The organism is Sutcliffiella tianshenii, from assembly GCF_016908565.1.
Classification (GTDB): Bacteria; Bacillota; Bacilli; order Bacillales; family Bacillaceae_I; genus Sutcliffiella_A; species Sutcliffiella_A tianshenii.
Genome location: NZ_JAFBED010000010.1, coordinates 57,697 through 81,484, shown reverse-complemented (window position 1 = coordinate 81,484; position 23,788 = coordinate 57,697). Strand labels below are relative to the sequence as shown.

Below are 23,788 nucleotides of genomic sequence, written 5' to 3'. Positions count from 1 at the left end.
TCCCCAGCTCTTTTTTTATTTTTGATAAAATGCTTTTATTCATAAGGTTTTTAATGGTATGATGTACTCTCTTGCTTGTTGGATTACTCCTCTATATGCAGGAGCTTCTGCAAGGTTTGTAAATCGAATCCTTTTACAACATCCTCATCCACTGTTACAGTTGGAGTGGAAAAGGACTGCAGTTCATAGACCAAATATTCCTTAGCGCGCGGATCTTCTGAGATGTCGACAGTTTCGAAAGGGATATTATGATGTTGTAGAAACTGCTTCACCACATGGCAAGGTGGGCAGTCTGGCTGTGTATACACGGTCACTTTCATTTATTTGCACTCCTCGTTAGAAAAAAATTCACATCTTTTTTCACTCTTAGGGATCGTTTTAGACTACAATAAGAGGGAAATAAAAATGTAGCACGAATATAAAAAAATTTCTACTATATTTTACTTGCAAAAACGAATGTTCAACGCGATGTAGGTGAATGATATAGGTAGAAGGAATAGAAGGAGAGTTGTGACATGTCACTATTAGTAGGGATTGTAAAAAGATTAAATGACTTGAAAGAAACTTCAGAGGCTGGAAACGAGCCCGCTCAGCGTTTCTTTGAAGTAAATGGAGAAAAAGTATGCAGCGTAAAGTTTTTTGATAAAACGAATACATATGAACTAGAAGTGTTTATTAAAGGTGAAAGTCCACAAACGTACCAATTTGATAATATCGATATGATTGCTATAGAAATTTTCGATCTGATCCATTAATGCTGAAAACTCACCTGATGCCACAGTAAAAGGGAGTGTATCATGGGAAAGAACATAGATGATTATATTGATAAAGGTTTAAAAGGAACACCAGAAATAAAACCTGGTGAGAGGAAAGAGTATCTATCACAGTTAAGGGAACGCGTCATCCTTGCACTCACCAATGGGCAGGTGATGCAGGCAAAAGTGTATATGCCACTTGGTGACTTGATGAAGAAATATCCTGCTTCCCGCCTTTATTTGGATGGAGACATCAATTATGCTCACCTTTCCAAATATACGAAAATGGCAAATCAGCATAACGTGCCCTTTACGATAGTCGATGATAAGAGCTCTTCCACTAATATCGGTCTGGTGCTGGCAAATCCCCATGCCGTCGACAAGGATGAGATTTTCGTGGAAAACGGGGAGTTTAAGAAACATTTACGTTAGGAGTGGTAAGAATGATGCCAATGGTTCATTGTCCTAAGTGCAACAAAGAGGAAGCACTGGACAAGGTATTGACTGCACAATCCAATCAGAATGTGATTTTTAAATGTCCTCATTGTACTTATACGAAAAGACAAATCCATACAAGCAAAGGCTGACCAAGCTCCTGAAAAGGTGCTTGGTTCTTTTTTTGTGGGGAAAATTCCTCTTCTTAGGTCAATCAGCCTGCCAAAGGAAGAGAAAATCATTAATTTTTTCCACCTTTTCATCATATAAGTAAGTAGGAAAGTACAAAAAAGGAAGTGGCTTAATGGATAACCCCAGTAAGTTTTATAATATCACCCACGGCTACCTTACTTTTGAACAAGCTTATAAACAGATACTTTCTTTTATCCAGAAAGATGTAAAAGCCTCCTACTTATTGTCTATCGGAACAGATTCGCATGTGCATCGAGCGGAAACAAAGTTTATGACGGCTATTCATTTGCATCGGGTGGGTAAGGGAGCCTGGGGGTGTGTCAGGCCATATATTGCTTCTAGGGCAATTCGGAGCCTGCACGAGAAAATTTCACTTGAAACTGCTTTAAGTCAGGAAGTTGCGATGTTGTTTTCGAATGAACGTTTAGCAGCTATCCAAGATTTGATCATCCCTCATTTGGAACAAGGCGCTGATTTCCGTTTTGAAATTCATTTGGATATCGGTAAAAGGGGTGCAACAAAGGATTTCATCCAGGAAATGACAGGAAGAATAGTCGCGATGGGGTTTGACGCAAAGATTAAACCCGATGCATATGCTGCATTTTGCTATGCTAACCGATACACGAAATAGCTTTCGAAGAATAGGGGATGATGATTGGATGGTCCAATTTACCGAAGAGGAAAAGGAATTATTGATATCATTGTTGGTTTCAACAAATTTTGCCAAAGAACTTGTCGCAAATGAAATCAATGATATGGAGATGGGAGAAAAGAAGCTCGAAAGCTCCACCTATAAAAAGCTGATTCAGATTTATGATAAGGTTATATAGAAAAGATAAAAGCTGCCGGATAGGCAGCTTTTTCTGTCGAATGAAAAGCGGAGGTACTTGTTATATAATAGTCGAGTCCCATTAAAATTTATGCTACAATGATAATGGTCAATTACGTAAATCGTCATATACTGTTTTTGAGAGTAAATTTAGAGAGGAAGAACATTCATGATCAGCCTCCAAAAAGGTGAATTATTAGGAACGACTTTATCTGAATTGATAATTCCTGCAGAGCGTGTGGCACATGTGCAGGTGAGGAACAACCTGGAACATGCATTGCTGGTGCTAACCAAAACCGGCTATACGGCTGTCCCTGTTCTTGATCCGAAATATCAATTGCACGGTCTAATCAGCACAACACAAATTATGGATTCCATCCTTGGCCTGGAACGCATTGAATTCGAAAGGCTGGAAGAAATGGTTGTGGAAGATGTGATGAATAAAATAATCCCAAGACTGAATGTAAACGACAGTGTGGAGAATGGCTTGGAGCTTCTTGTCGACCATCCATTTGTCTGCATTGAAAATGATGAGCATGTTTTTGAAGGTATACTAACACGAAGAAGTATATTGGAAAGACTTAACACTGAAATACAAAAGCAAAGCAAAAGCCAATAAGACCTGAAAGGGTCTTTTTTAATTGTGTATAAATGGTTGCATAATAATGAATGAACGCTACAATTTACATAGAGGCACGAAATAGTTGTTAAAAAATTGTTAGGAAGAGAGAAGGGAACGGTATGGTAACTGCGGAAAGAGAAAGAGAAGCGATCGGACAGGCCAAAGGAAAAAGGACGAGGCGGCCATTTGTGCTTGCAGCAATCATGCTTGCCATGTTCATGGCAGCTGTGGAGGCTACGATTGTCTCGACAGCGATGCCGGCAATTGCGGCGGACTTAGGTGGCTTTTCACTTTACAGCTGGGTATTTTCATCCTATTTGCTGATGAATGCCGTTACTGTACTGATCTACGGTAAGCTTTCAGACCTTTTTGGAAGAAAGCCGATACTGATCTTTGGGATTATCGTTTTTCTGATTGGCTCCATTCTTTGCGGCATGTCAACGTCGATCGAAATGTTGATCTTCTTCAGATTTATCCAAGGCTTTGGAGCTGGGGCTGTCATGCCGATTGCGTCCACCATTGTGGGTGATATGTATACAAAAGAGGAACGGGCAAAAATTCAAGGATACTTATCAAGTGTTTGGGGGATATCAGCAATTCTTGGACCGGCGATCGGGGGACTGCTCGTGCAGTACGTAAGCTGGCGCTTTGTATTTTGGGTGAATATCCCGCTTGGCATCCTGGCGATCATCGGTCTTATCCTCTATTTGCATGAAGGTATCGAAAAGAAAAAGCATTCCATAGATTATGCTGGCGCAGGGCTGCTTTTTGTTTCCGTTTCAAGTTTGATGTATGTGCTCGTGGAGGGGGGAGTCCGCTATGAATGGACGTCCAAGCCGATTCTTTTGCTGATCTCCATTTCTGCCATTGCATTTACACTTTTCATCATTCAGGAAAAACGTGCTGTCGATCCGATGATGCCATTTGATATCTGGAAGGAACGTTCAATATTGATTGCCAATAGCACGTCCCTGACAACGGGGGTGATGTTGATCGGGATATCAAGTTTCCTTCCGGCATTTGTACAAGGGGTAATGGAGAGGCCGCCGATCGTTGCGGGCTTTACACTCACCACCATGTCAATAGGATGGCCGATTGCTGCCATGATTGCAGGGAGGCTACTACTGAAAATCGGATTCAGGACAACCTCGATCATCGGGGGAGTGGCCCTGATACTCGGAAGCATCATTTTTATGACGCTTAGTCCTGAAGATGGACCGCTATGGGCGGCTTGCGGATCTTTCATGATTGGTGTGGGTATGGGCTTTTCCACTACGTCTTTCATCGTCTCCATTCAAAGCACTGTCCCATGGCAAAAACGGGGAGTGGCAACCGCTTCGAATATGTTTATGAGAACATTGGGAAGTACTATCGGAGCTGCCCTGCTGGGAGGTATATTAAACTCCCGTATACAGGAGCATTTAAAGGAGAACGGGGTGAACCAGGAATTTTCGCTGGATTCCACCACCCTGCTATTAAATGAAGAGAGAAGAAATCAGTTGTCTGAATCCATGCGGACATTGCTGCAGGATGGCTTGACTTCTGCTTTGCAGACAGTATATATCGCGGTGGCTGTTTTTGCCGTAATCAGTTTCCTGCTAATCCTCCTGTTGCCAAAGAAAGAGTAATGAATTAGGCATTCAAAGTCCAATTGGACATTTGGATGCCTATTCCCGTTATAAAAAATATATTTTTACGATCAAGTATCCAATCAGAAATACGGAAAAGCCTGTCAGGATATTCTTCCATGGCAGCTTCGACAATTTAGGAGCGAGCCTGACAGCAGCTTGAGCGCCAATGAAAGAGCCGATCCCAAGCAGGACACCAACCTGCCAATCAAATAGTCCCATAGAAAAGTACACAAGAAAAGAAATGAAACAGCTAGAAAGTGTCTGAAGCCGGGCAAGCCCGATGCTTGTTACAAATGAGTAGCCTGCATTAAGAAAAGAGTGCATAAGAAGAGTGGCTTGGCCAGGCCCGAATAGGCCATCAAATGCTCCTATAAAGATATAAGTCGGATAGAATAGCTTCTGTTTGCGACTGTTGGCTGATTCATTTTTCCTGCGTGATTTAAGTGCATTCAGGATGGTTGCAAATACCAGAAGAACGAGCGCGATTTTCAAAAGAATCCCCTCTGATATAAAGGACGCCAGCAACGCTCCTGACAACCCGCCCAACAGTGTAAATGGAACAAGCTTCAGACCTAACCTGAGATCCACTTCCTTCCTCTTCCAAATGGTATAGAAGCTTCCCGTAGAACTAAAAGTATTGGAAAACTTGTTGGCGGCAATGGCTGCATGTATGGGCACCCCTAGAACAAGCATCGCTGGCAGGCTGATCAGTCCCCCTCCGCCGCCCAAAGTTCCGATGAAGGTTGCAATAAATCCGATAATAATTAGAAAATAATAAGAAAGTTCCATAAGCATCTCCCCCTTTTTGAAGAGTCATTTCCCTATCATTGTATGATTTTTATGGTCATAATGAAATATCGAAAAAACTAAGATATAATATAAGAAAAACTTATATCAAGGAGTCGAGGTCAGCTTCATGAATTCATCGGAATTTTACATACTATCTGTTTTAGCAAAGGAAAAAAATATGAGAAAGGCAGCAGAACGATTATTCGTTTCGCAGCCGGCACTGTCGCAGCGCCTTCAAAGCATAGAAAAACAATGGAACACTAAAATCTTCATTCGGACGCAAAAGGGGCTTCTTATCACCCCGGCAGGTGAAAAGATTGTGGAGTTTGCAGATGAGGTGCTCGCGAAAGATGCGAAGGTCAGGGAGGAAATATCATCATTGGACAAGGAAGTCCATGGAACCTTGAAAATAGCTGTGGCAACGATCATAGGGCAATATTGGCTGCCGAAAATATTGAAGGAATATATCCAAAAATATCCCAATGCCAGAGTGTCATTAGTTACGGGTTGGAGCAGTGACATTGTGAAAAGTCTTTACGAAGACGAGGTGCATATTGGAATCATAAGGGGAAACCCGGAGTGGAAAGGAATCAAACAGCATCTTCTGAGTGACGACCTCTACGTTGTAGACACCGAAATTAAATCCCTAGAGGAGCTGCCCCATACAGAACGACCTTTCATTCAATTCAAGAGTGATTCGACCTATTATCAGGAAATCCAGGTCTGGTGGCATAAACAGTTTCAGACACCACCAAAACGCACGATTGTTGTCGACCAGATTGAAACCTGCAAGCAGATGGCATTGAATGGAATAGGGTATGCCATTCTTCCCTCTGTAACTTTGCAGGAGGAATATGAAACAATCAATAAGATACCTCTCACCAGGAATGAAGATTCCACACTGCACAGGGATACGTGGCTGATAGGGTATGAGTCTTCCTTTAAGTTGAAACAGGTGGAAGCCTTCCTGGATGTATTGGGAGAAGCGGCTAAAGGGCAAAATAATAAAAGCCTCAATTAGTTTTTAATGGATTCTCGCATCTAAAAATAGTATGATATAGACTTGTATAACATAGACTTGATTTTTAAGGTGGAACGATAAGGATGGAATGGAAAAACATTTTTCGAGGAATGATTATGGGAGTCAGCGATGTCGTCCCGGGAGTAAGCGGAGGAACAATCGCCTTCATTTTGGGGATCTATGATCGATTGATAGATGCTATCAGCGGGTTCTTCAGCAGGGATTGGCTGCACCATCTGCGCTTCTTGCTGCCATTGGTGTTAGGGGTAGGAACCTCCATATTACTATTCAGCAAGGTGATTACATATTTTATCGACAATTATTATCAACCGACACAGTTTTTATTTCTTGGTCTCATCATCGGGATACTTCCAATGCTGGTCAAAGAATCAGATTTGAAGAAGTCTTTTACAAAAAAGGATTACTTGGCCTTGGTGCTTGCTTTTATCCTTGTTGCGTCCATGGCCTTTTTAAAGGAATCTACCATGGCACCAATCGAAACCCTGACAGTGACTACAGCGATCGGGTTATTCTTTGCAGGTTGGATAGCAAGCATGACCATGCTGCTTCCAGGAGTAAGCGGATCTTTGATGCTTCTCATCATGGGCGTATATTATACGGCACTTAATGCTTTGCATACATTGAATATCCCGATCATCCTTGCCCTCGTTGCAGGTGGGGGAGTAGGGTTCATTATCAGCAGCAAGGTTATAAAATTCTTGATGAATGCTTATCCGAGATTGACATTCGCTTGTATAATTGGACTTGTATTGGGGTCTACCATTGTGGTGTTTCCTGGGATATCATCCAGTCTGTTTTTGAATATAGCAAGCATAGTCACTTTTGTATTGGGAATGATCATTGTTCACTTTATCGGAAGAATGAATAATAAGATGGTTCAAAAAGCAAATTGATCTAAACTGGCAGAAAGCGTTCGTATGAGTGCTGTCTGTCAGTCTTTTTTTTGAAATTAGAAATTTTTTCACTTGTCACTCTTTTTTTTGTTTGATAGAGTAAAGGGATAAAGACAACATATGCTTTAGGAGGAATACATAATGAAAATGATGGACGCAAATGAAATTATCTCTTTTATCCAAAATAGTACAAAATCTACACCTGTAAAGGTATATGTAAAAGGTGAATTGGAAGGAATCGATTTTGGCTCTTCTTCAAAATCCTTTATAAATGGCAACAGTGGTGTCGTGTTTGGTGAATGGTCCGAGCTTGAGGCAGTATTGAAAGCGAATGAAGGAAAAATCGAGGACTTTGTAGTGGAAAACGACCGTCGCAATTCGGCGATTCCTTTACTCGACCTAAAAGGTATCAAAGCGCGGATCGAACCGGGTGCAATTATTCGTGACCAAGTGGAAATCGGGGATAATGCCGTCATTATGATGGGTGCTTCCATCAATATCGGAGCAGTCATCGGGGAAGGCACGATGATTGATATGAATGTTGTGCTTGGTGGTCGTGCAACAGTAGGCAAGAACTGTCACATCGGGGCCGGAACAGTCCTTGCGGGTGTAATCGAGCCCCCTTCTGCAAAGCCGGTAATCGTTGAAGACGATGTGGTAATCGGGGCGAATGCAGTGGTCCTTGAAGGAGTGACAGTAGGTAAAGGTGCTGTTGTAGCAGCAGGAGCGATCGTTATTGATGATGTTGCCCCTTATACAGTGGTTGCCGGGACACCTGCACGTAAAATCAAGGATATCGATGAAAAAACCAAATCCAAAACAGAAATCAAGCAAGAGCTTCGTCAACTGTAATCTTGCTGAAAATAGCTCAATAAGGGAAGGCGTGGATGGAACAGATCCGCGCCTTCTTTTTAAAGAAAAGGCTCCATGCCAGAATGCAACCAAAGAGAAAGAGGCGAAAGATGTGACAAATGTGATTAATCCTTTTATCCAGATCCGCAGAGATCTCCATCAGATCCCGGAAAAGGGCTTCCAGGAGAACAGGACTCAAGGATATCTTCTTCATTATTTAAACAATCTTCCACAGGAACACATGGAAATCAGGGAATGGGAAACCGGTATCTTTGTTCGAGTATTAGGGACTGCCCCATCCAAAACCATCGGCTATCGTACAGACATAGACGGCCTTCCGATTACAGAGGAAACAGATCTTCCGTTCCACTCCAAGCATGAAGGAATGATGCATGCATGCGGCCATGACTTTCATATGAGCATTGCACTTGGGGTGTTGACGCATTTTTCTAGTAATCCACCCAAAGACAATCTGCTATTCATGTTCCAGCCAGCCGAAGAGGGACCTGGCGGGGCACTCCCGATGATTCAGTCTGAGATCTTCAAAGAGTGGAAACCGGATATGATCGTTGCGCTTCATATTGCCCCGGAATACCCGGTTGGCACCATCGCCACGAAGCCTGGCCTTCTATTTGCGAATACATCCGAGCTGTTCATCGATTTGAAAGGGAAGGGCGGGCATGCTGCTTATCCACATCAGACAAATGATATGGTAGTGGCTGCATGTTCGCTTGTAAGCCAGCTGCAGACCATCATCTCAAGAAATGTCGATCCGTTGGACAGTGCTGTCATCACCATCGGGAAGATTACAGGGGGAACGGTCCAAAACATCATTGCAGAGCGTGCAAGGCTTGAGGGGACGATCCGCACGCTGTCGGTGGAAAGCATGAAAAAGGTGAAAGAGCGGATCCAGGCACTTGTCCAGGGAGTGGAGATCGGCTATGGCTGTGAGACATCGATCGATTATGGATGCATGTATCACCAGGTGGATAATGACGCAAGGCTTACAGAAGAATTCATGTCATTTGTCGAAAATGAAACGAATGTCAATGTCGTAGAATGCCGGCATGCCATGACCGGCGAGGATTACGGCTATATGATCCAGAACATACCTGGTTTCATGTTCTGGTTGGGAGTGGAATCTCCATACGGTCTTCACCATTCCAAATTAGATCCCAAGGAAGACGCAATCGGAGTGGGAATGAGCATGCTTATTTCCTACCTCACTAAAAAAGGGAACGAGTAGGTAATGTAGATAAGCCTCCTTCGAATAATTTTCTTGGAAAAAGACAAATTAAGAAGGAGGAGGTGGACCAATTATGCCAAAAGTAGGTGTGGAGCAGTCTTTGACGGCTGTTCAAGAAGCTTTGCAGCAAAAAGGATATGACGTGGTTCAGTTAAACAATGAGGACGATGCTAAAGGCTGTGACTGCTGTGTGGTGACCGGAATCGACAATAACGTCATGGGAATGTCCAATGCCGTTACTGCAGGTTCCGTAATAGCTGCTCATGGACTTTCTGCAGATGAGGTATGTCAACAGGTGGAAAGCCGATTAAACCACTAAAGGGGCCGTTTTATCGGCTTCTTTTTCTGGCGAAAGAAAAGCGGGGTTGCCCCCCGCCTTTTTGAATTAATTATTTTGTTGTTTCTCGACATTGACCTGATGTGGATAAGGGATATCGATTCCATTAGCATCAAGCGCCTCTTTGATTGCTTTGCGCAATTTGCGTTCAACGGCCCATTGCATCATGTTATCTGTTTTAGCGATGATGCGAATAACGACATCGGATGCACCCAAGCCTTGGACACCTATCACATTCGGGCCTTCCTTGATGGCAGGATCCTCTGAAGCTATCGCGTCGCAGGCTCCTTGTATCACTTCGATGGCATGATCGATATTATCTTCATAGGAAATACCGATATCGACAAGGGCGCGCATGTTTCCTCGGGAGTGATTGGTCAGACTGGATATTTCCCTGTTAGGCAGATAGTGAAGCGACCCGTCAAAGTCACGGATCTTGGTGGTTCTTAGACCGACCTCCTCCACTATTCCCGAAAATCCGGCCGTGGTTACATAATCATCAACATCCACTTGTTTTTCCAATAGGAGGAAGAATCCTGTAACAACATCACTTACAATTCCCTGAGCCCCAAAACCGATAGCCAATCCGACAATCCCTGCACCTGCCAAAATTGCAGTTGTACGGACATCGAATACATTTTCGAGCACCATGATCACTAAGAAGAAAATCAATGCGTATGTAAATATATTGGTGGTCAATTTCTCGAGTGTCTTTCCTCGTCCTGCAGAAATTCCTTGTTTAGCGGTGGCACGCTTGAACAATCGGGTGATTATTTTGGTCCCTATCGATTTTACGATGGCATAGACAATAATGATGACAAGCAACTTCAGGAAGATAATTCCGACGGCTGCCAGGATTGCATAAAAATCCAAATCCGAAAAGTCAATGATCATCTTGTATTTACTCCTCTCTGATATTAATTCATAAACCTCTAGTACCGCATTATATAGGATTGTCACCGCAAATCCAAACGATACGGTATATCAATAAAGGAAATGCTAATTATTTTATTCCCTTAAAAAAGAATGTTAAGATTACTATGTGAAATAATTCCCAACATTTTTTATGAACGTGTAATTCCATTAGAAGTGGGGAATAACAATTAGGGATATCTGAACGGCAGATTCCTTTTAATCAATCCTATATTAAATTGATTATTATTTAATATTGACTAAAAATATTGTTTGTTTTATAATGGATACTGTTGATTACAAAATGTAATTGAGAATGTATGAGTTATATTCTCAATAAATACAACTTGGAGGGATTTTTAATGGCAGAACGCATGGTTGGCAAACAAGCTCCTCGTTTTGAGATGGACGCTGTTATGCCGAATAAAGAATTTGGTAAAGTAAGCTTGGAAGAGAACATGAAAAACGGAAAGTGGACAGTTCTTTTCTTCTATCCAATGGATTTCACGTTCGTATGCCCAACTGAAATCACTGCAATGTCCGATCGCTATGATGAGTTCGAAGACCTAGATGCAGAGATCATTGGAGTATCCACTGATACAATCCACACTCACTTGGCTTGGATTAACACAGACCGCAAAAGCAATGGTCTTGGTGAGTTAGCATATCCATTAGCAGCAGACACTAACCACGTAGTATCACGTGATTATGGAGTACTTATCGAAGACGAAGGTATCGCGCTTCGCGGACTATATATCATCAGCCCTGAAGGGGAACTGCAGTATCAAACTGTATTCCACAACAACATCGGCCGTGACGTAGAGGAAACATTGCGTGTACTTCAAGCGTTACAAACTGGTGGTCTTTGCCCGGCTAACTGGAAGCCAGGACAAGCTACTTTATAATTTCATTCAATGAAGAATAAGGTCTAACGATGTCGTTAGGCCTTTCTTTCACTATATACATAAAAAATTGGAGGTCTGAATATGAAATTGCGCTCACCAATGCCAGAGCTTTCTGGTGCAACGGAATGGTTAAATGGAGAAGTGACGAAAGCGGAATTGATCGGGGAAAAACCGACACTGATCCACTTTTGGTCAATCAGCTGCCACCTATGCAAAGAAGCAATGCCCCAAGTGAATGAATTCCGTGATAACTATAGGGATAAATTGAATGTCATTGCAGTACACATGCCTCGCTCAGAGGAGGACCTTAATATGGATGAGATCAAAAGAGTGGCAAGCGAGCATGATATCACTCAGCCCATTTTCGTGGATAATGATCATAAGCTGACCGATGCTTTTGAAAACCAATATGTACCTGCATACTATGTATTCGATGCAGAGGGCAACCTTCGACATTTCCAGGCAGGTGGAAGTGGAATGAAAATGCTGGAGAAACGTGTAAACCGTGTACTAGGGGAAAATGATAAATAAGCTAGATCAGGAAAAAGGGTATAGTGCCCTTTTTCTTTTTTTTTGCTTGCTGTTATTCTTTACATTCATCTTTGGGCATATATTCTAAAGTTATTCATTTTTCTCCATCTAAAGATGTAGAGAATATCAGACTTCGTGATGCTTACAGGCATTCGACGGGGAGTATAAAATAATAGTGTAAATAATTTTAATTTTTGTAAAAAACACTGGAAAAATATTTCGAAACTCGATATATTAGATACTATCTTATATTTTCCAGCATGAGTGAACAAAGGGAGGGAATACATGTGGAGACTTTTAAGAAATTAAAACAATTTTACTGGCCTTACCGTAAAAATTTCTATATTTCATTGATTTTTTTACTTTTGGTTACAGTTATTACTGTGATCTATCCAGTCATTTTGCAAGTGACCATAGATGAAGTAATGAAGAAACAGCAATTTCAATATGTACCGTATATCGCACTTGGGTTCATTGGAATCATGGCTTTAAAAGGCCTGTTTACGTATTTCAATCAATACCTGGGGGATGTGTTCGGAATCCGTTCCGTTTACCGTCTTAGAAATGAGCTTTACGAAAAACTGCAATTTTTACCTTTCCGCTATTATGACAATGCCAAAACAGGGGATTTGATGTCTAGGCTGACAGCAGATGTGGAAGGTTTCCGCTTCTTCCTGTCGTACGGATTTTCAGAATTGATCAGGTTTGCATTGCTTGTAACGATCAGCTTAAGCCTTATGTTTTATTATTCAGTGGCTTTGACTTTCGTGACTTTATTGGCAATGCCGTTTCTTGCGTTTGTCACCTATCGTTTTGACAAAAGGGTTCATCCGGCATTCAGGGGTATTAGAAAATCTTTCGGAAAGCTGAACACGAATGTACAAGAAAATATCAGCGGAATCAATACTGTAAAATCTTTATCGCGAGAAGGCTACCAAATCGACAAATTCAACAATTCCAATGTCGATTACAAGGATAAATTCATTTCTACAGCCAATGTTTGGGCAAAGTATTTCCCGCTTATGGAGTTTATCGGAAATGCCTGTGTTGTTGGACTCCTGGGCTTCGGGGGATACTTGGTAATCGATGGACAGCTGTCGGAAGGTGCCCTGGTGGCATTTTTCAGCTTGGTATGGTACATCGTTTGGCCGATTGCCAACCTTGGGTTTGTAATCAATCAGTTTTCACAAGCGAAGGCTTCCGGGGAACGTCTATTGGAGATACTCGAAGCAGAAGAGGATATTCATGATATCCCTGGTGCAAAAGATGTGCCTAACCTAAATGGGCATGTAACATTTGAAAATGTGACATTCAGCTATCCGAATGAAGAGAAAGCAGCCCTTCAAAATGTGTCCTTTGATGCACCACCTGGAAAACAGATCGGTTTGATCGGGGCTACAGGTTCAGGTAAAACAAGTATTACCCAGTTGATAACCCGATTCTATGAACCTGAAGAAGGCCGAATATTGATTGATGGAAAAGAAGTAAACAACTATACACTTCATTCACTTAGAAATCAGATAGGATTTGTCCTGCAGGAATCATTTCTTTTCTCCTCCTCGATCAAATCAAACATAGCTTATGGCAGACCGAATGCTTCCATGGATGAAATTGTCCGTGCTGCAAAGATGGCACAAGCGCATGAATTTATCATGGAGTTGCCAAACGGTTACGATACAATGCTTGGTGAAAGGGGAATGGGCCTCTCTGGTGGACAGAAGCAGCGTATTGCAATTGCACGTGCATTGATTCTTGATCCGACTATTCTTGTACTCGACGATGCCACAAGCGCTGTGGATATGCAGACGGAATTCAATATACAGAAAGAGCTGAAAGAGGCTTTGGCTGGCAGAACCACCTTTATCATCGCACACCGCATTTCATCATTAAAGCACGCTGACGAAATACTTGTATTGGATGAAGGTAATGTAGTGGAAAGAGGTACACACGAAGAATTGATCCAGATAAATGGACCGTATCGTCGAATCTACGATATTCAATATAAGGACCAAAAAACAGTTTTGCAAGCACAGACAAATTGAAGGCAGGTGAAAAAGAGTGCGAAAGAAACAAAAAATAGAAATGAACGATAATGTAAAAAAGAGATTCTATTATTCTACCGATAATGCCATTGAAAAGCCGTTTAACTGGCAGCAGATGTGGCGCCTATTTTCTTATATGAAGCCATATTCCAAGAATCTTCTGCCGCTGGCCATCATCACGATGCTGATTGCGACAGGGGTAAGGCTCGCCATTCCTATCATCATCGGTAAATACATGTTTGACTTCGCGATCGGCGAGAGGGATATGGATCTGTTAGTGAACCTTGCCATACTGATCACTGGTCTGTATATCGTCTCTTACGTGGCAAATGCGCTGCGTATCAGATGGATGAATATGCTTGGGCAGAATGTCATCTATGATTTGCGGAAACATTTGTTCACCCATGTCCAGGGATTGTCCCACAGATTTTTCGATCAGCGTTCTGCAGGGTCCATCCTTGTCCGTATCATGAATGATATCAACTCCCTTCAGGAATTGTTTACAAACGGAGTCATCAATCTTCTAATGGACTTTATCCTATTAATAGGAATTGTTGTCATCCTGTTTGCACTTAGTCCGGAGCTTGCTACAGCAATCCTGATTATATTGCCGCTCATGTTCTTCATTTCCACTAGTCTTAGAAGAAAGATCAGAAGAGCCTGGCAGGATGTACGGATCAAGCAAGCGATGCTGAATTCCCACTTGAATGAGAGTATCCAAGGAGTGCGTGTCACGCAATCCTTTACACAGGAATGGGAGAACATCGCATTCTTCGACCGTATCAATACCGAAAACTTCGAGTCTTGGAGAAATGCCACCCAACAGAATGCGATATTCCGGCCATTTGTCGAGATGACCAATGCGGTCGGTACAGCCATTCTGATCTGGTTTGGTGCATATCTGATTCAATCAAGTCTCCAAGGTGGTTCAAGTACCCTGACAATCGGTGTATTCATTTCTTTCGCCTTTTACCTTGGTATGTTCTGGGAGCCGATTTCGAGGCTTGGGCAGCTTTATAATATGTTGCTTGTCGGTATGGCATCGTCAGAACGAATATTTGAATTCCTTGATGAAAAGCCGATCGTCGATGAAAAGGATAATGCAGTAAGACTTGAAGAAATTCGTGGCGAAATTGAATTTAAAGATGTGGAATTCTCGTACGATGGAAAGCGTACAGCTTTAAACCGTATCTCCTTGAAAATGGAAGCTGGTCAGACCGTTGCTTTGGTCGGCCATACAGGATCTGGAAAGACGACCATTGCCAATCTCATTTCCCGCTTTTATGATGCAACAGGCGGTGAGGTGAAGATTGACGGAAATAATATCCGGGACATTTCCTTGCAAAGTTTGAGATCTCAAATCAGCGTAGTTCTTCAGGATACCTTTATATTCTCAGGAACCATCAATGACAATATCCGATTCGGACGCCCGACGGCAACAGATGAAGAAGTGAAGGCAGCTGCAGAAGCAGTTGGTGCCAATACATTTATCGAACGCTTGAAAAATGGCTATGAAACGGAAGTGGAAGAGAGAGGTAATGTCCTCTCTGTCGGGGAAAGGCAACTGATTTCTTTTGCTCGTGCTTTGCTGGCAGATCCAAGTATCATCATTCTGGATGAGGCTACAGCAAGCATTGATACTGAAACAGAGGTTCAAATCCAACTGGCGTTGAAGAAGCTGTTGAAAGGAAGAACGGCTATCATCATCGCCCATCGTTTATCGACGATCAGGGAAGCAGATAATATTTTCGTCCTCGACCATGGTAACATCATGGAGCAGGGTAACCATGATAAGTTGATGGAGCATAAAGGGATATACTATCACTTGGTTAAAGCTCAATTTACGATGCAGGATGCAGGATAAAAGACATTTTTAGCATAAGTGGGGCACCGGTGCAATCAGCCGGTGCCTTAGCTTGTATCTAAATATAATATGGGGAATTGAGAGGATGAACCTGATGAAGGAGATAGTGATAGGAGTATTAGCTTCCATGTTTTTTGCAGTAACCTTTATTTTGAATAGGTCCATGGAGCTTTCCGGAGGGAGCTGGTTGTGGAGCTCCTCAATGCGTTTCTTTTTCATGGTGCCGTTTCTCCTTGTTATTGTCGTATTGCGACGTAATCTTAAAGAGGTCCTCGTCGAAATGGCAAGATACCCTCTTGCGTGGTTCATTTGGAGTGTAGTTGGTTTTGTTCTGTTTTATGGACCGATAACATTCGCGGCTGCCTTTGGTCCTGGCTGGCTTGTCGCAGGAACGTGGCAGCTTACAATTATAGCAGGAATTCTCCTTGCTCCGTTTTTCTATCATACCCGGGAATCAGAAGCAGGCATTATGACTGTCAGACAGAAAATACCCTATAAGGCTCTCAGATTATCGATGGTCATTTTCATTGGTGTTGTATTGATCCAATGGGAAAAAGCGCAAAGCATTTCGCTGTCAGCTTTCATGTACGGAGTGGTGCCGGTCATCCTAGCTGCATTTGCATATCCTCTTGGCAATCGGAAAATGATGGAGCTTTGTGGCGGGAGGCTTGATACGTTTCAGCGGATACTGGGGATGACTATTGCCACTTTGCCGGTTTGGCTTATAGTCGCCTTGGTAGGAATGGTAAAAGTAGGCCCGCCTTCATCAAGCCAAGTATTGCAGACTTTCATTGTCGCCTTCTGTTCGGGCGTCATCGCCACCACATTATTCTTCTTCGCTACAGACCGGGTGAGGGATAATCAAGGGAAGCTCGCCTCGGTTGAAGCAACCCAATCGACACAAGTCATATTCGTACTGATTGGAGAGGTGATCCTTTTATCAAGTCCGCTGCCAAGTCCGATTGCGACAGTTGGTCTTGCAATCATAATCGTGGGGATGGTGCTCTACAGCACATTGTCAAAAAGACTTTAAATAAGGGGGAACATAGGTGGAATTCTTCAGCAGGGAGATGAGTAGGTCTGATTCCGATGAGATTCTTTCTTGGCGTTACGACCCGCCGTATGAATTATATAATAATGAAAAAAGTGATGAGGCATTATTGGAATTGTTGAATGGAAGCTATCACTCAGTGTATGTTGGGGAGGGAAGTCTTTTTGGTTACTATTGCCATGGGGATTCTGCAAAGGTTCCAGCAGGGCATGCGAGCGGGGCCTATTCGGAAGACTGTTTGGATATCGGTCTAGGCATGAAACCGCAACTGACCGGTAAGGGGAAGGGGAGTTTATTTTTGTCATTCATCCTGGATTCCCTGGCTCAGGAAAGCAATGGACAAGTGGTGTTCAGGCTTACTGTAGCCTCTTTTAATAAGAGGGCAATCACACTATACTCCAATCATGGATTCGTAAGGAGAGACGTATTCGAGCATAATGGAGTGGAGTTTATTACAATGGTAAAACTTCCTATTTAAATAATGGGAGGTTTTTATTAATGCTAATTCTAATTGTGCTGGATTTTTTTGCTCCACGTTGTCCACTCGTACCGCCCTAGCCCCAATTTCCGCCCACTCACGGCACGAATAGTGAGTAATCATACCGCCCTAGTCCCAATTTCCGCCATCTCACGGCACGAATAGCGAGTAATCATACCGCCCTAGCCCCGATTTCCGCCCACTCGCGGTACGAATAGTGAGTAATCATACCGCCCCAGCCCCGATTTCCGCCCTCTCACGGTACGAATAGCAAGTAATCATACCGCTCCATCCTCGATTTCCGCCCTCTCACGGTACGAATAGCGAGTAATCATACCGCCCTAGCCCCGATTTCCGCCCCATCACGGTACGAATAGCGAGTAATCATACCGCCCCCTCCTCGATTTCCGCCCACCCACGGTACGAAAACTAAGTCTTCAAACCGTCACTACCTCTTTCACAATCTTACATCCTAAAAACGTATATGAATAAGTGATTGTAAAAATAAATGAAGAGTGACCATGCAACCATAGATTTCTCGAAAATATGGTACAATATAAGAAATTGAAAACGTTGTAATAGGGGGAAATCCGTTGAAGAGAAAAGAGTTTGCGGTAATCGGCCTTGGCCGGTTCGGAGGAAGCATGGTAAAGGCTTTGAGTGAAGAGGGAGTAGAGGTCCTAGCAATAGATAACGATGAAGACAAGGTAAATGAATACGCTAACATAGCCTCACATGCAGTTGTAGGCGATACGACGGATGAAGCGGTATTGAAAAGCCTGGGCATACGGAATTTTGATCATGTCATTGTTGCGATCGGTGACAATATCCAAGCGAGTATTTTGACCACCCTTATCCTGAAGGAGCTTGGGGTCAAGCATATTACGGTAAAAGCCACAAACGACTATCACGAGAAGGTGCTCAGCCGGATAGGTGCAGATCAAGTGGTTCATCCTGAACGGGATATGGGAAGAAGGATAGCTCATAATATTGTTTCTAATAATGTGCTTGATTATCTGGAGCTTTCTGATGAACACAGTATCGTGGAGATTGTGGCAAGCCGAAGGCTTGGCGGTTACACGCTGATAGACCTTGATATCCGTGCAAAATATGGGATAAACATTGTCGCAATAAAACGAGGGAAAAATATCATCGTTTCACCACAGGCTAACGAGGGGATCAAGCAAGGCGATATTCTGATTGTGATCGGCGCTGACAAGGATATCGATCGATTTGAAAAGAACTTGGTTGAGGAATAAGTAAGAAAAAAGTGGGATATCGAAATCCCACTTTTTTTTGTAACTTTTTCCAAGATAAATCGTATATAAAATAAATCAGCTAGATTCTTCGGCATAAATCGGGTGTGGAATCATATATAACCTATAACGGGGACAAGGGAGTGATCAGGTTGGGGATCATCATGTATTTGGTTTTATCGCTTTATGCCATCGGAGTAGGTGCAATAGGGCTTGGCATGTTCTACATTTTGACACGCCGTGATAATAAGTTTGCATTAAAATCTGTATTAGCAGGGATCATACTTATCATCATTGGGTTTGTCGTGAATGAGAACCGCCCAGTGGTGGAAGGGGCCGCCACCATTACAGTTAAAGCTGTAAGCTTGAGTGAAACAACAACGGAACCAAATCAATATCACTGTGATGTCGTGGATGAAGCGTCTGGTATCAGTTATAGATTTGTGGGGGCTGATAGCGGGGAAGCGGCAGCATATTGTGAAAAGTTTAAAGTAGGCTCGGATTACAAAATAGAATTCAAGTATAAAGAGGAACAGTATTACTTTCATAACCATACAGATGGGCAATAAAAAGCCACGTGCAATTGAATTGCTCGTGGCTTTTAAAATCAAACTTCCATAATGATCGGTAGGATCATTGGACGGCGTTTTGTTTTTTCATAAAGGAACGGAGCAAGGGTATCTGTGATTTCATTTTTAATCTCAGACCATTGCGTAGTGCGACGCTCCATTGTTTTGGTCAGGTGCTTTGTGATCAAGGATTGTGCATCATTAATCAGGTCACCGGATTCTCTCATATATACAAATCCACGGGAAATGATATCGGGACCAGATGCAATCTTGAAGTCTTTCATATTGATGCTTACTACTACCACAACAAGTCCTTCTTCAGAAAGAATGCGACGGTCGCGCAATACGATATTTCCGATGTCCCCGATACCGTTTCCATCAATGTATACATTGCCGGAAGGGATCTTACCTGCTACTGAAGCTTCTGTTTCGGAAAGTGCCAATACTTCACCATTATCCATGATAAAGCAATTCTCCTCCGCAACACCGCAATCGATCGCAAGTTGTTTATGAGTGATCTGCATACGATACTCACCGTGGATCGGCATGAAATACTTAGGCTTGATTAAACGAAGCATAAGCTTTTGTTCCTGTTGCCCACCGTGACCGGAAGTATGGATATCACTTAATGAACCGTGGATGACATCAGCACCGGCACGGAATAACATATTGATTGTACGGTTTACACTCAATGTGTTACCAGGGATCGGTGAAGAAGAGAATACAACTGTATCACCAGGGATGATCTGGATTTGACGGTGTGTGCCGTTTGCGATCCTGGAAAGTGCTGCCATCGGTTCCCCTTGGCTTCCTGTACATAGGATCGTCACTTTGTTTGCAGGCATACGGTTGATCTGGTGCGTATCGATGAACGTATCCTTTGGTGCGCGGATATAGCCCAATTCTTGACCGATATTGATTGCCGCCTCCATACTGCGTCCAAATACTGCAACTTTTCTTCCATGAGCGACAGCAGCTTCCACTACTTGCTGCAAACGGTGAATGTTAGATGCGAATGTTGCGAAAATGACGCGGCCATCCACTTTACGGAAGATATCCTGGATGCTTTCGCCAACGCGGCGTTCAGACATCGTGAAATCAGGAATTTCACTGTTTGTGCTGTCAGAAAGTAGGCAAAGTACTCCTTCTTTCCCGATTTCGGCCATTTTCGTCAAGTTTGCCGGCTCACCTACAGGGGTGAAGTCGAATTTGAAATCTCCTGTATGCACGATGTTCCCTTGAGGGGTTTTAACGACCACTCCGTATGAGTCAGGAATACTGTGTGTTGTGCGGAAGAAAGTGACAGATGTCTTACGGAACTTGATGATGTCATCCTCTTGGATTTCTATAAGCTTCGCTTTACGAAGCAGACCGTGCTCTTCCAATTTGTTTTTGATCAATCCTAGTGCAAGTTTACCTCCGTAGATGGGAATATCCACTTCACGCAGAAGGTAAGGAATACCGCCGATGTGATCTTCGTGACCATGGGTGACGAAAAGCCCTTTGATCTTTTCTTGGTTTTTAACCAGGTATGTGTAGTCAGGAATAACATAGTCGATTCCTAATAATTCGTCTTCAGGGAATTTGATTCCAGCGTCGATAAGAATGATTTCATCCTGGAATTGGACTGCGTAGGTGTTTTTCCCGATCTCACCTAGTCCTCCTAAAGCGAAAACCGCTGCTTGATTATTTTTTACAAATTTCATTTTCTATCATATCTCCAATACTTTAAAGTTTTCAGATTGTTTTTCATACTCATAAAAAGCCCCGTCCACTGGCTGGATGAACTCGATATTGTATGGTTTGTCCTTTAATTTCCTGCGCACCTCAAAAACAGCAGAAGCTTCTACATACAATGATTCGGTATTCTCCCTTACCGGTGCTTCTGCAATATTCTCCTGGTAATACACTTTAAATATCATTTTAATCTCTCCTTAAAAATTTCTCCTCCAAACTTCCGTACCCTGTCAATGATGCAAGCAGAAGAGGAAAGTGAAGGTATATCTATAGTTATTTTATGTTTGGCTGCATAGGCAGAAGTGTCCGACGACTCTCCGTTTTGTGCGATTCATCTATGCCTTAGGCAACCTTACAAAAAGACAACGCGCTAATAATCAATGCTTTCTCGATTCATATCATAGCCGTACTTTGGCATGAAAGCCATTAATATCCTATATTATATACGAAACAGTAGGATATTTCATGTGTTTCATGCGAGTTTACATTCTATTTTCTCCAAATGGCAAAAAATTAAAAGTCCGGGACTGATTATGTATAAAAAAAGACCATGCATTCATGGCTGTCAGCACTGTATTTATTCTTATTATAGTTAGAGGAACTGGTCTTGTAAAATTAATTCTCCCTACATATATGTAAGAGCCCCTCAAAAATGAAGGACTCATTGATCAAAACTTCTTATGCTATCGTTTTTCTTTTAAGGAAGTTGTTCATTCGTCGCATTATTCTTTTTCGAAGCCTTCTAAGCATTTGCGCCTCACTCCTTGTTATCAAGGTTTGTCTGTTTGTAGTAATGTTAGTATGCACAATCGGGACAATTAGTTATTAGGAAAAATGTACTTTATTTTATCCAAGGAATGGCCAATAACAGTCAGAGGCATATAAGCTCATTATTTAAGATAAATCGTATTGACTTTAGCCTATCATATCTTTGCTGACTTGGGAATAAGCTTGGCTATTTATCTTTATATTGCAATCAGTTTCACTAGCATTAATGGGTGGAAAAACTTATTGACAGTAAACGCTTTCCTCATGTAGGTTAATTGTAAACTATTATTTCGTTACCCTAAGAAAACAAGGTGGTAAGTAAAATGAAGCGATTGTACTTGGCATTATTAACATTAAGCCTTATTTGGGGCATGTCTTTTCTTTTTATTAAATTGCTTGTCGGTGACTTGGGAGTGTGGGGTGTGGTTTTCTGGAGATGTATATTCGGTGTGGGGACATTGTTCATCCTGCTTTTCTTCCAAGGGAACTTAAGGCTTCTAAAAAACCTCCCGTGGATACCATTACTTTTAATCGCCATATTAAATAATGCTCTTCCGTGGGCTCTTATCGCAGTGAGCGAGATGTCCATCAGCAGCAGTTTGGCTTCTGTTGTAAATGCCACCACCCCGATATGGACGATCTTGATTGGATTTTCCCTTTTTTCAAGTAAAATGAAAAAAACTCAGTGGCTTGGTGTAGGAGTCGGTTTTTTCGGCATTCTTGTTCTTTTGGACCTCAATATTGTAAAGTTATTCAATAATAGTCTTATGGGAGTCGGGACGATGCTCGGTGCCACAATCTGCTATGGATTCGGGGCGCACCTGAGCAGAAAGCATCTGAAAAATGTTCCTATCACAATAATTTCCTTTAGTACTCTTGGGCTGGCAGGGATGGTCTCAGGCTTTTTCGCACTGATTTTTCAACCGGAAGCCTTTTTGGGGATAACGAGTATTTCCACACTTTTTTCCTTAGTCGGGCTTGGAGTATTCGGATCGGGGATCGCTTATCTACTTTATTATTATATGGTAAAAGAGGGCAGTGCCGAATTTGCTTCCCTTGTCACCTATATCGTACCGATCACCGCTATGCTATGGGGAAGCCTCTTGCTGGATGAGCATATCAGCCTCTCGATGCTTATAGGTTTAGTTCTGATATTCAGTGGTGTATACTTATCGTCGTATCAAACGAAAAAACAAAAATTGGCCAACAAAATAGTTGCTTAAATCAAAGGTGGTTTCAAATGATGGATGACAACAAGAAAATCGTATTTTTTGATATAGATGGAACATTGCTTGACCATGATAAAGAAATTCCTGCTTCAACAAAGGAAGCTATCGTAAAATTGAAAAAGAACGGTGTATATGTGGCAATCGCAACAGGAAGGGCACCATTCATGTTTGAGGACCTCAGGGAGGAGCTGGATATAGATTCGTTTGTAAGCTTTAACGGACAATATGTAGTCTTTGAAGGAGAGGTCATCTATAAGAATCCCCTAAACGTGGAGAAGATGCAGATCCTTCGGAAATATGCCGAAAAACAACAGCATCCCCTTGTGTATTTAAATCATGAAACAATGAAAGCGAACGTGGGAGACCATCCATTCATCCATGAAAGCATGGGAAGCTTGAAGTTTACGCATCCGGAGATTCATCCCGGCTTTCTTGATGAAACGGAAATCTACCAGGCGCTTCTGTTCATAGAGGAGAAAGACCAGCAAACATATCTTGATGCGTATAAGGATTTTCATTTTATACGCTGGCATTCCTATTCAACAGACATCCTGCCAAAGGGTGGTTCAAAAGCAATCGGTATCCAGCGCATGCTCGAACGCCTGCCATTCAAGAAGGAAAATGTCTTTGCTTTTGGAGACGGATTGAATGACCTGGAAATGCTTGAATACGTCGGTACTGGGATTGCAATGGGCAATGCACATTCCGACTTGTTGAAGGTTGCCGACAAGGTGACCACAGATGTCTCAAAGGACGGCATCAAAAACGGTCTGGAATCTGTTGGACTTATATAAAGAAAAAAGGTGAATCCCATGGATTCACC

Annotated in this window: 28 protein-coding genes; 22 read left to right on the top strand and 6 right to left on the bottom strand. The window is 42.4% G+C overall.

Features of this window, described 5'->3' with window-relative positions:
• Positions 1-83: 83 nt before the first annotated feature.
• Positions 84-320 (bottom strand): glutaredoxin domain-containing protein, encoded by a 237-nt coding sequence (locus JOC95_RS17920; protein ID WP_204418603.1) that lies wholly within the window; start codon positions 318-320, stop codon positions 84-86.
• A gap of 195 nt (positions 321-515) precedes the next feature.
• On the opposite strand from JOC95_RS17920, the gene JOC95_RS17915 reads away from it, so the two are divergent.
• The 7 genes from JOC95_RS17915 (at position 516) to JOC95_RS17885 (ending at position 4,461) form a co-directional block, all read left to right on the top strand.
• The gene (locus JOC95_RS17915) at positions 516-755 is read left to right on the top strand and encodes a YkuJ family protein (protein WP_204418601.1); all 240 of its coding nucleotides are present in this window, start codon (positions 516-518) and stop codon (positions 753-755) included.
• 42 nt (positions 756-797) lie between these two features.
• Entirely contained in the window at positions 798-1,187 is a 390-nt protein-coding gene (locus JOC95_RS17910) for a YueI family protein (protein WP_204418599.1), read from the top strand.
• An 11-nt stretch (positions 1,188-1,198) separates the two neighbouring features.
• On the top strand, positions 1,199-1,342 hold the full coding sequence (locus JOC95_RS17905; RefSeq protein ID WP_204418596.1) for a hypothetical protein: 144 nt from the start codon (positions 1,199-1,201) through the stop codon (positions 1,340-1,342).
• A gap of 152 nt (positions 1,343-1,494) precedes the next feature.
• Positions 1,495-2,013: a ribonuclease H-like YkuK family protein gene (locus JOC95_RS17900; protein WP_204418594.1), complete on the top strand. Its 519-nt coding sequence runs from the start codon at positions 1,495-1,497 to the stop codon at positions 2,011-2,013.
• Positions 2,014-2,041: 28 nt separating this feature from the next.
• Positions 2,042-2,212, top strand: a complete 171-nt coding sequence (gene abbA, locus JOC95_RS17895) for an antirepressor AbbA (protein WP_204418591.1) — start codon at positions 2,042-2,044, stop codon at positions 2,210-2,212.
• A 168-nt stretch (positions 2,213-2,380) separates the two neighbouring features.
• Complete coding sequence (gene cbpB, locus JOC95_RS17890; protein ID WP_204418587.1) at positions 2,381-2,830, top strand: cyclic-di-AMP-binding protein CbpB; 450 nt, start codon at positions 2,381-2,383, stop codon at positions 2,828-2,830.
• 122 nt (positions 2,831-2,952) lie between these two features.
• Positions 2,953-4,461: an MDR family MFS transporter gene (locus JOC95_RS17885; protein ID WP_204418583.1), complete on the top strand. Its 1,509-nt coding sequence runs from the start codon at positions 2,953-2,955 to the stop codon at positions 4,459-4,461.
• A gap of 48 nt (positions 4,462-4,509) precedes the next feature.
• Here JOC95_RS17885 and JOC95_RS17880 read toward each other — a convergent pair whose 3' ends face one another.
• Complete coding sequence (locus tag JOC95_RS17880) at positions 4,510-5,253, bottom strand: sulfite exporter TauE/SafE family protein (protein ID WP_204418579.1); 744 nt, start codon at positions 5,251-5,253, stop codon at positions 4,510-4,512.
• Positions 5,254-5,380: 127 nt separating this feature from the next.
• On the opposite strand from JOC95_RS17880, the gene JOC95_RS17875 reads away from it, so the two are divergent.
• The 5 genes from JOC95_RS17875 (at position 5,381) to JOC95_RS17855 (ending at position 9,605) form a co-directional block, all read left to right on the top strand.
• Positions 5,381-6,274 (top strand): LysR family transcriptional regulator, encoded by an 894-nt coding sequence (locus JOC95_RS17875; protein ID WP_204418576.1) that lies wholly within the window; start codon positions 5,381-5,383, stop codon positions 6,272-6,274.
• 83 nt (positions 6,275-6,357) lie between these two features.
• Positions 6,358-7,188, top strand: a complete 831-nt coding sequence (locus JOC95_RS17870; RefSeq protein WP_204418574.1) for a DUF368 domain-containing protein — start codon at positions 6,358-6,360, stop codon at positions 7,186-7,188.
• A gap of 141 nt (positions 7,189-7,329) precedes the next feature.
• A complete protein-coding gene (gene dapD / locus JOC95_RS17865) occupies positions 7,330-8,040 on the top strand; it encodes a 2,3,4,5-tetrahydropyridine-2,6-dicarboxylate N-acetyltransferase (protein WP_204418571.1) in 711 nt (236 codons plus the stop codon).
• Positions 7,988-9,286: an N-acetyldiaminopimelate deacetylase gene (locus tag JOC95_RS17860; RefSeq protein ID WP_204418567.1), complete on the top strand. Its 1,299-nt coding sequence runs from the start codon at positions 7,988-7,990 to the stop codon at positions 9,284-9,286. Before dapD ends, JOC95_RS17860 begins: the two co-directional genes overlap by 53 nt.
• Before the next feature lie 73 nt (positions 9,287-9,359).
• The gene (locus tag JOC95_RS17855) at positions 9,360-9,605 is read left to right on the top strand and encodes a YkuS family protein (protein ID WP_204418565.1); all 246 of its coding nucleotides are present in this window, start codon (positions 9,360-9,362) and stop codon (positions 9,603-9,605) included.
• A 66-nt stretch (positions 9,606-9,671) separates the two neighbouring features.
• Here JOC95_RS17855 and JOC95_RS17850 read toward each other — a convergent pair whose 3' ends face one another.
• Positions 9,672-10,517, bottom strand: a complete 846-nt coding sequence (locus JOC95_RS17850; RefSeq protein ID WP_204418564.1) for a mechanosensitive ion channel family protein — start codon at positions 10,515-10,517, stop codon at positions 9,672-9,674.
• A gap of 380 nt (positions 10,518-10,897) precedes the next feature.
• Here JOC95_RS17850 and JOC95_RS17845 point away from each other — a divergent pair, with 380 nt between their 5' ends.
• The 4 genes from JOC95_RS17845 to JOC95_RS17830 all read left to right on the top strand — a co-directional run bounded on the left by JOC95_RS17845 (position 10,898) and on the right by JOC95_RS17830 (position 15,877).
• A complete protein-coding gene (locus JOC95_RS17845; protein WP_204418562.1) occupies positions 10,898-11,440 on the top strand; it encodes a peroxiredoxin in 543 nt (180 codons plus the stop codon).
• 81 nt (positions 11,441-11,521) lie between these two features.
• Positions 11,522-11,971 carry a redoxin domain-containing protein gene (locus JOC95_RS17840; protein WP_204418560.1) on the top strand — a complete coding sequence of 150 codons (450 nt, stop codon included), beginning with the start codon at positions 11,522-11,524 and terminating at the stop codon, positions 11,969-11,971.
• Positions 11,972-12,258: 287 nt separating this feature from the next.
• Complete coding sequence (locus JOC95_RS17835) at positions 12,259-14,013, top strand: ABC transporter transmembrane domain-containing protein (RefSeq protein WP_204418558.1); 1,755 nt, start codon at positions 12,259-12,261, stop codon at positions 14,011-14,013.
• Between the two features lie 40 nt (positions 14,014-14,053).
• Positions 14,054-15,877 (top strand): ABC transporter ATP-binding protein, encoded by a 1,824-nt coding sequence (locus tag JOC95_RS17830; RefSeq protein WP_204418678.1) that lies wholly within the window; start codon positions 14,054-14,056, stop codon positions 15,875-15,877.
• 9 nt (positions 15,878-15,886) lie between these two features.
• On the opposite strand, the gene JOC95_RS21420 is transcribed toward JOC95_RS17830, so the two are convergent.
• Entirely contained in the window at positions 15,887-16,096 is a 210-nt protein-coding gene (locus JOC95_RS21420; protein ID WP_224838805.1) for a hypothetical protein, read from the bottom strand.
• Between JOC95_RS21420 and JOC95_RS17825 the strand changes: the two genes are divergently transcribed.
• The 4 genes from JOC95_RS17825 (at position 16,005) to JOC95_RS17810 (ending at position 19,231) form a co-directional block, all read left to right on the top strand.
• A complete protein-coding gene (locus JOC95_RS17825) occupies positions 16,005-16,910 on the top strand; it encodes a DMT family transporter (protein WP_239582999.1) in 906 nt (301 codons plus the stop codon). The two genes, JOC95_RS21420 and JOC95_RS17825, sit on opposite strands and share 92 nt — an antisense overlap.
• A 16-nt stretch (positions 16,911-16,926) precedes the next feature.
• A complete protein-coding gene (locus JOC95_RS17820; protein ID WP_338083117.1) occupies positions 16,927-17,406 on the top strand; it encodes a GNAT family N-acetyltransferase in 480 nt (159 codons plus the stop codon).
• A 593-nt stretch (positions 17,407-17,999) separates the two neighbouring features.
• The gene (locus tag JOC95_RS17815; protein ID WP_204418552.1) at positions 18,000-18,665 is read left to right on the top strand and encodes a potassium channel family protein; all 666 of its coding nucleotides are present in this window, start codon (positions 18,000-18,002) and stop codon (positions 18,663-18,665) included.
• A gap of 149 nt (positions 18,666-18,814) precedes the next feature.
• Positions 18,815-19,231, top strand: coding sequence for a hypothetical protein (locus JOC95_RS17810; protein ID WP_204418547.1), 417 nt, complete (start codon positions 18,815-18,817; stop codon positions 19,229-19,231).
• Between the two features lie 38 nt (positions 19,232-19,269).
• Here the strand turns inward: JOC95_RS17810 and rnjA are convergent, their stop codons facing one another.
• Together rnjA and JOC95_RS17800 are read right to left on the bottom strand one after the other, a co-directional pair.
• Positions 19,270-20,937, bottom strand: coding sequence for a ribonuclease J1 (rnjA, locus tag JOC95_RS17805; protein ID WP_204418537.1), 1,668 nt, complete (start codon positions 20,935-20,937; stop codon positions 19,270-19,272).
• 6 nt (positions 20,938-20,943) lie between these two features.
• Positions 20,944-21,153 carry a DNA-dependent RNA polymerase subunit epsilon gene (locus tag JOC95_RS17800; protein WP_204418536.1) on the bottom strand — a complete coding sequence of 70 codons (210 nt, stop codon included), beginning with the start codon at positions 21,151-21,153 and terminating at the stop codon, positions 20,944-20,946.
• Between the two features lie 906 nt (positions 21,154-22,059).
• Here JOC95_RS17800 and JOC95_RS17795 point away from each other — a divergent pair.
• Entirely contained in the window at positions 22,060-22,959 is a 900-nt protein-coding gene (locus JOC95_RS17795) for a DMT family transporter (RefSeq protein WP_204418535.1), read from the top strand.
• Between the two features lie 20 nt (positions 22,960-22,979).
• A complete protein-coding gene (locus JOC95_RS17790; RefSeq protein ID WP_204418674.1) occupies positions 22,980-23,759 on the top strand; it encodes a Cof-type HAD-IIB family hydrolase in 780 nt (259 codons plus the stop codon).
• Positions 23,760-23,788 lie beyond the last annotated feature (29 nt).

What these genes read in the sequence shown, in the direction of transcription:
- JOC95_RS17920 (WP_204418603.1), bottom strand. Translation starts at nt 320, where the DNA reads ATGAAAGTGACCGTGTATACACAGCCAGACTGCCCACCTTGCCATGTG.
- JOC95_RS17915 (WP_204418601.1), top strand. Translation starts at nt 516, where the DNA reads ATGTCACTATTAGTAGGGATTGTAAAAAGATTAAATGACTTGAAAGAA.
- JOC95_RS17910 (WP_204418599.1), top strand. Translation starts at nt 798, where the DNA reads ATGGGAAAGAACATAGATGATTATATTGATAAAGGTTTAAAAGGAACA.
- JOC95_RS17905 (WP_204418596.1), top strand. Translation starts at nt 1,199, where the DNA reads ATGATGCCAATGGTTCATTGTCCTAAGTGCAACAAAGAGGAAGCACTG.
- JOC95_RS17900 (WP_204418594.1), top strand. Translation starts at nt 1,495, where the DNA reads ATGGATAACCCCAGTAAGTTTTATAATATCACCCACGGCTACCTTACT.
- abbA (WP_204418591.1), top strand. Translation starts at nt 2,042, where the DNA reads ATGGTCCAATTTACCGAAGAGGAAAAGGAATTATTGATATCATTGTTG.
- cbpB (WP_204418587.1), top strand. Translation starts at nt 2,381, where the DNA reads ATGATCAGCCTCCAAAAAGGTGAATTATTAGGAACGACTTTATCTGAA.
- JOC95_RS17885 (WP_204418583.1), top strand. Translation starts at nt 2,953, where the DNA reads ATGGTAACTGCGGAAAGAGAAAGAGAAGCGATCGGACAGGCCAAAGGA.
- JOC95_RS17880 (WP_204418579.1), bottom strand. Translation starts at nt 5,253, where the DNA reads ATGGAACTTTCTTATTATTTTCTAATTATTATCGGATTTATTGCAACC.
- JOC95_RS17875 (WP_204418576.1), top strand. Translation starts at nt 5,381, where the DNA reads ATGAATTCATCGGAATTTTACATACTATCTGTTTTAGCAAAGGAAAAA.
- JOC95_RS17870 (WP_204418574.1), top strand. Translation starts at nt 6,358, where the DNA reads ATGGAATGGAAAAACATTTTTCGAGGAATGATTATGGGAGTCAGCGAT.
- dapD (WP_204418571.1), top strand. Translation starts at nt 7,330, where the DNA reads ATGAAAATGATGGACGCAAATGAAATTATCTCTTTTATCCAAAATAGT.
- JOC95_RS17860 (WP_204418567.1), top strand. Translation starts at nt 7,988, where the DNA reads ATGAAAAAACCAAATCCAAAACAGAAATCAAGCAAGAGCTTCGTCAAC.
- JOC95_RS17855 (WP_204418565.1), top strand. Translation starts at nt 9,360, where the DNA reads ATGCCAAAAGTAGGTGTGGAGCAGTCTTTGACGGCTGTTCAAGAAGCT.
- JOC95_RS17850 (WP_204418564.1), bottom strand. Translation starts at nt 10,517, where the DNA reads ATGATCATTGACTTTTCGGATTTGGATTTTTATGCAATCCTGGCAGCC.
- JOC95_RS17845 (WP_204418562.1), top strand. Translation starts at nt 10,898, where the DNA reads ATGGCAGAACGCATGGTTGGCAAACAAGCTCCTCGTTTTGAGATGGAC.
- JOC95_RS17840 (WP_204418560.1), top strand. Translation starts at nt 11,522, where the DNA reads ATGAAATTGCGCTCACCAATGCCAGAGCTTTCTGGTGCAACGGAATGG.
- JOC95_RS17830 (WP_204418678.1), top strand. Translation starts at nt 14,054, where the DNA reads ATGAACGATAATGTAAAAAAGAGATTCTATTATTCTACCGATAATGCC.
- JOC95_RS17825 (WP_239582999.1), top strand. Translation starts at nt 16,005, where the DNA reads ATGTTTTTTGCAGTAACCTTTATTTTGAATAGGTCCATGGAGCTTTCC.
- JOC95_RS21420 (WP_224838805.1), bottom strand. Translation starts at nt 16,096, where the DNA reads ATGAAAAAGAAACGCATTGAGGAGCTCCACAACCAGCTCCCTCCGGAA.
- rnjA (WP_204418537.1), bottom strand. Translation starts at nt 20,937, where the DNA reads ATGAAATTTGTAAAAAATAATCAAGCAGCGGTTTTCGCTTTAGGAGGA.
- JOC95_RS17800 (WP_204418536.1), bottom strand. Translation starts at nt 21,153, where the DNA reads ATGATATTTAAAGTGTATTACCAGGAGAATATTGCAGAAGCACCGGTA.
- JOC95_RS17795 (WP_204418535.1), top strand. Translation starts at nt 22,060, where the DNA reads ATGAAGCGATTGTACTTGGCATTATTAACATTAAGCCTTATTTGGGGC.
- JOC95_RS17790 (WP_204418674.1), top strand. Translation starts at nt 22,980, where the DNA reads ATGGATGACAACAAGAAAATCGTATTTTTTGATATAGATGGAACATTG.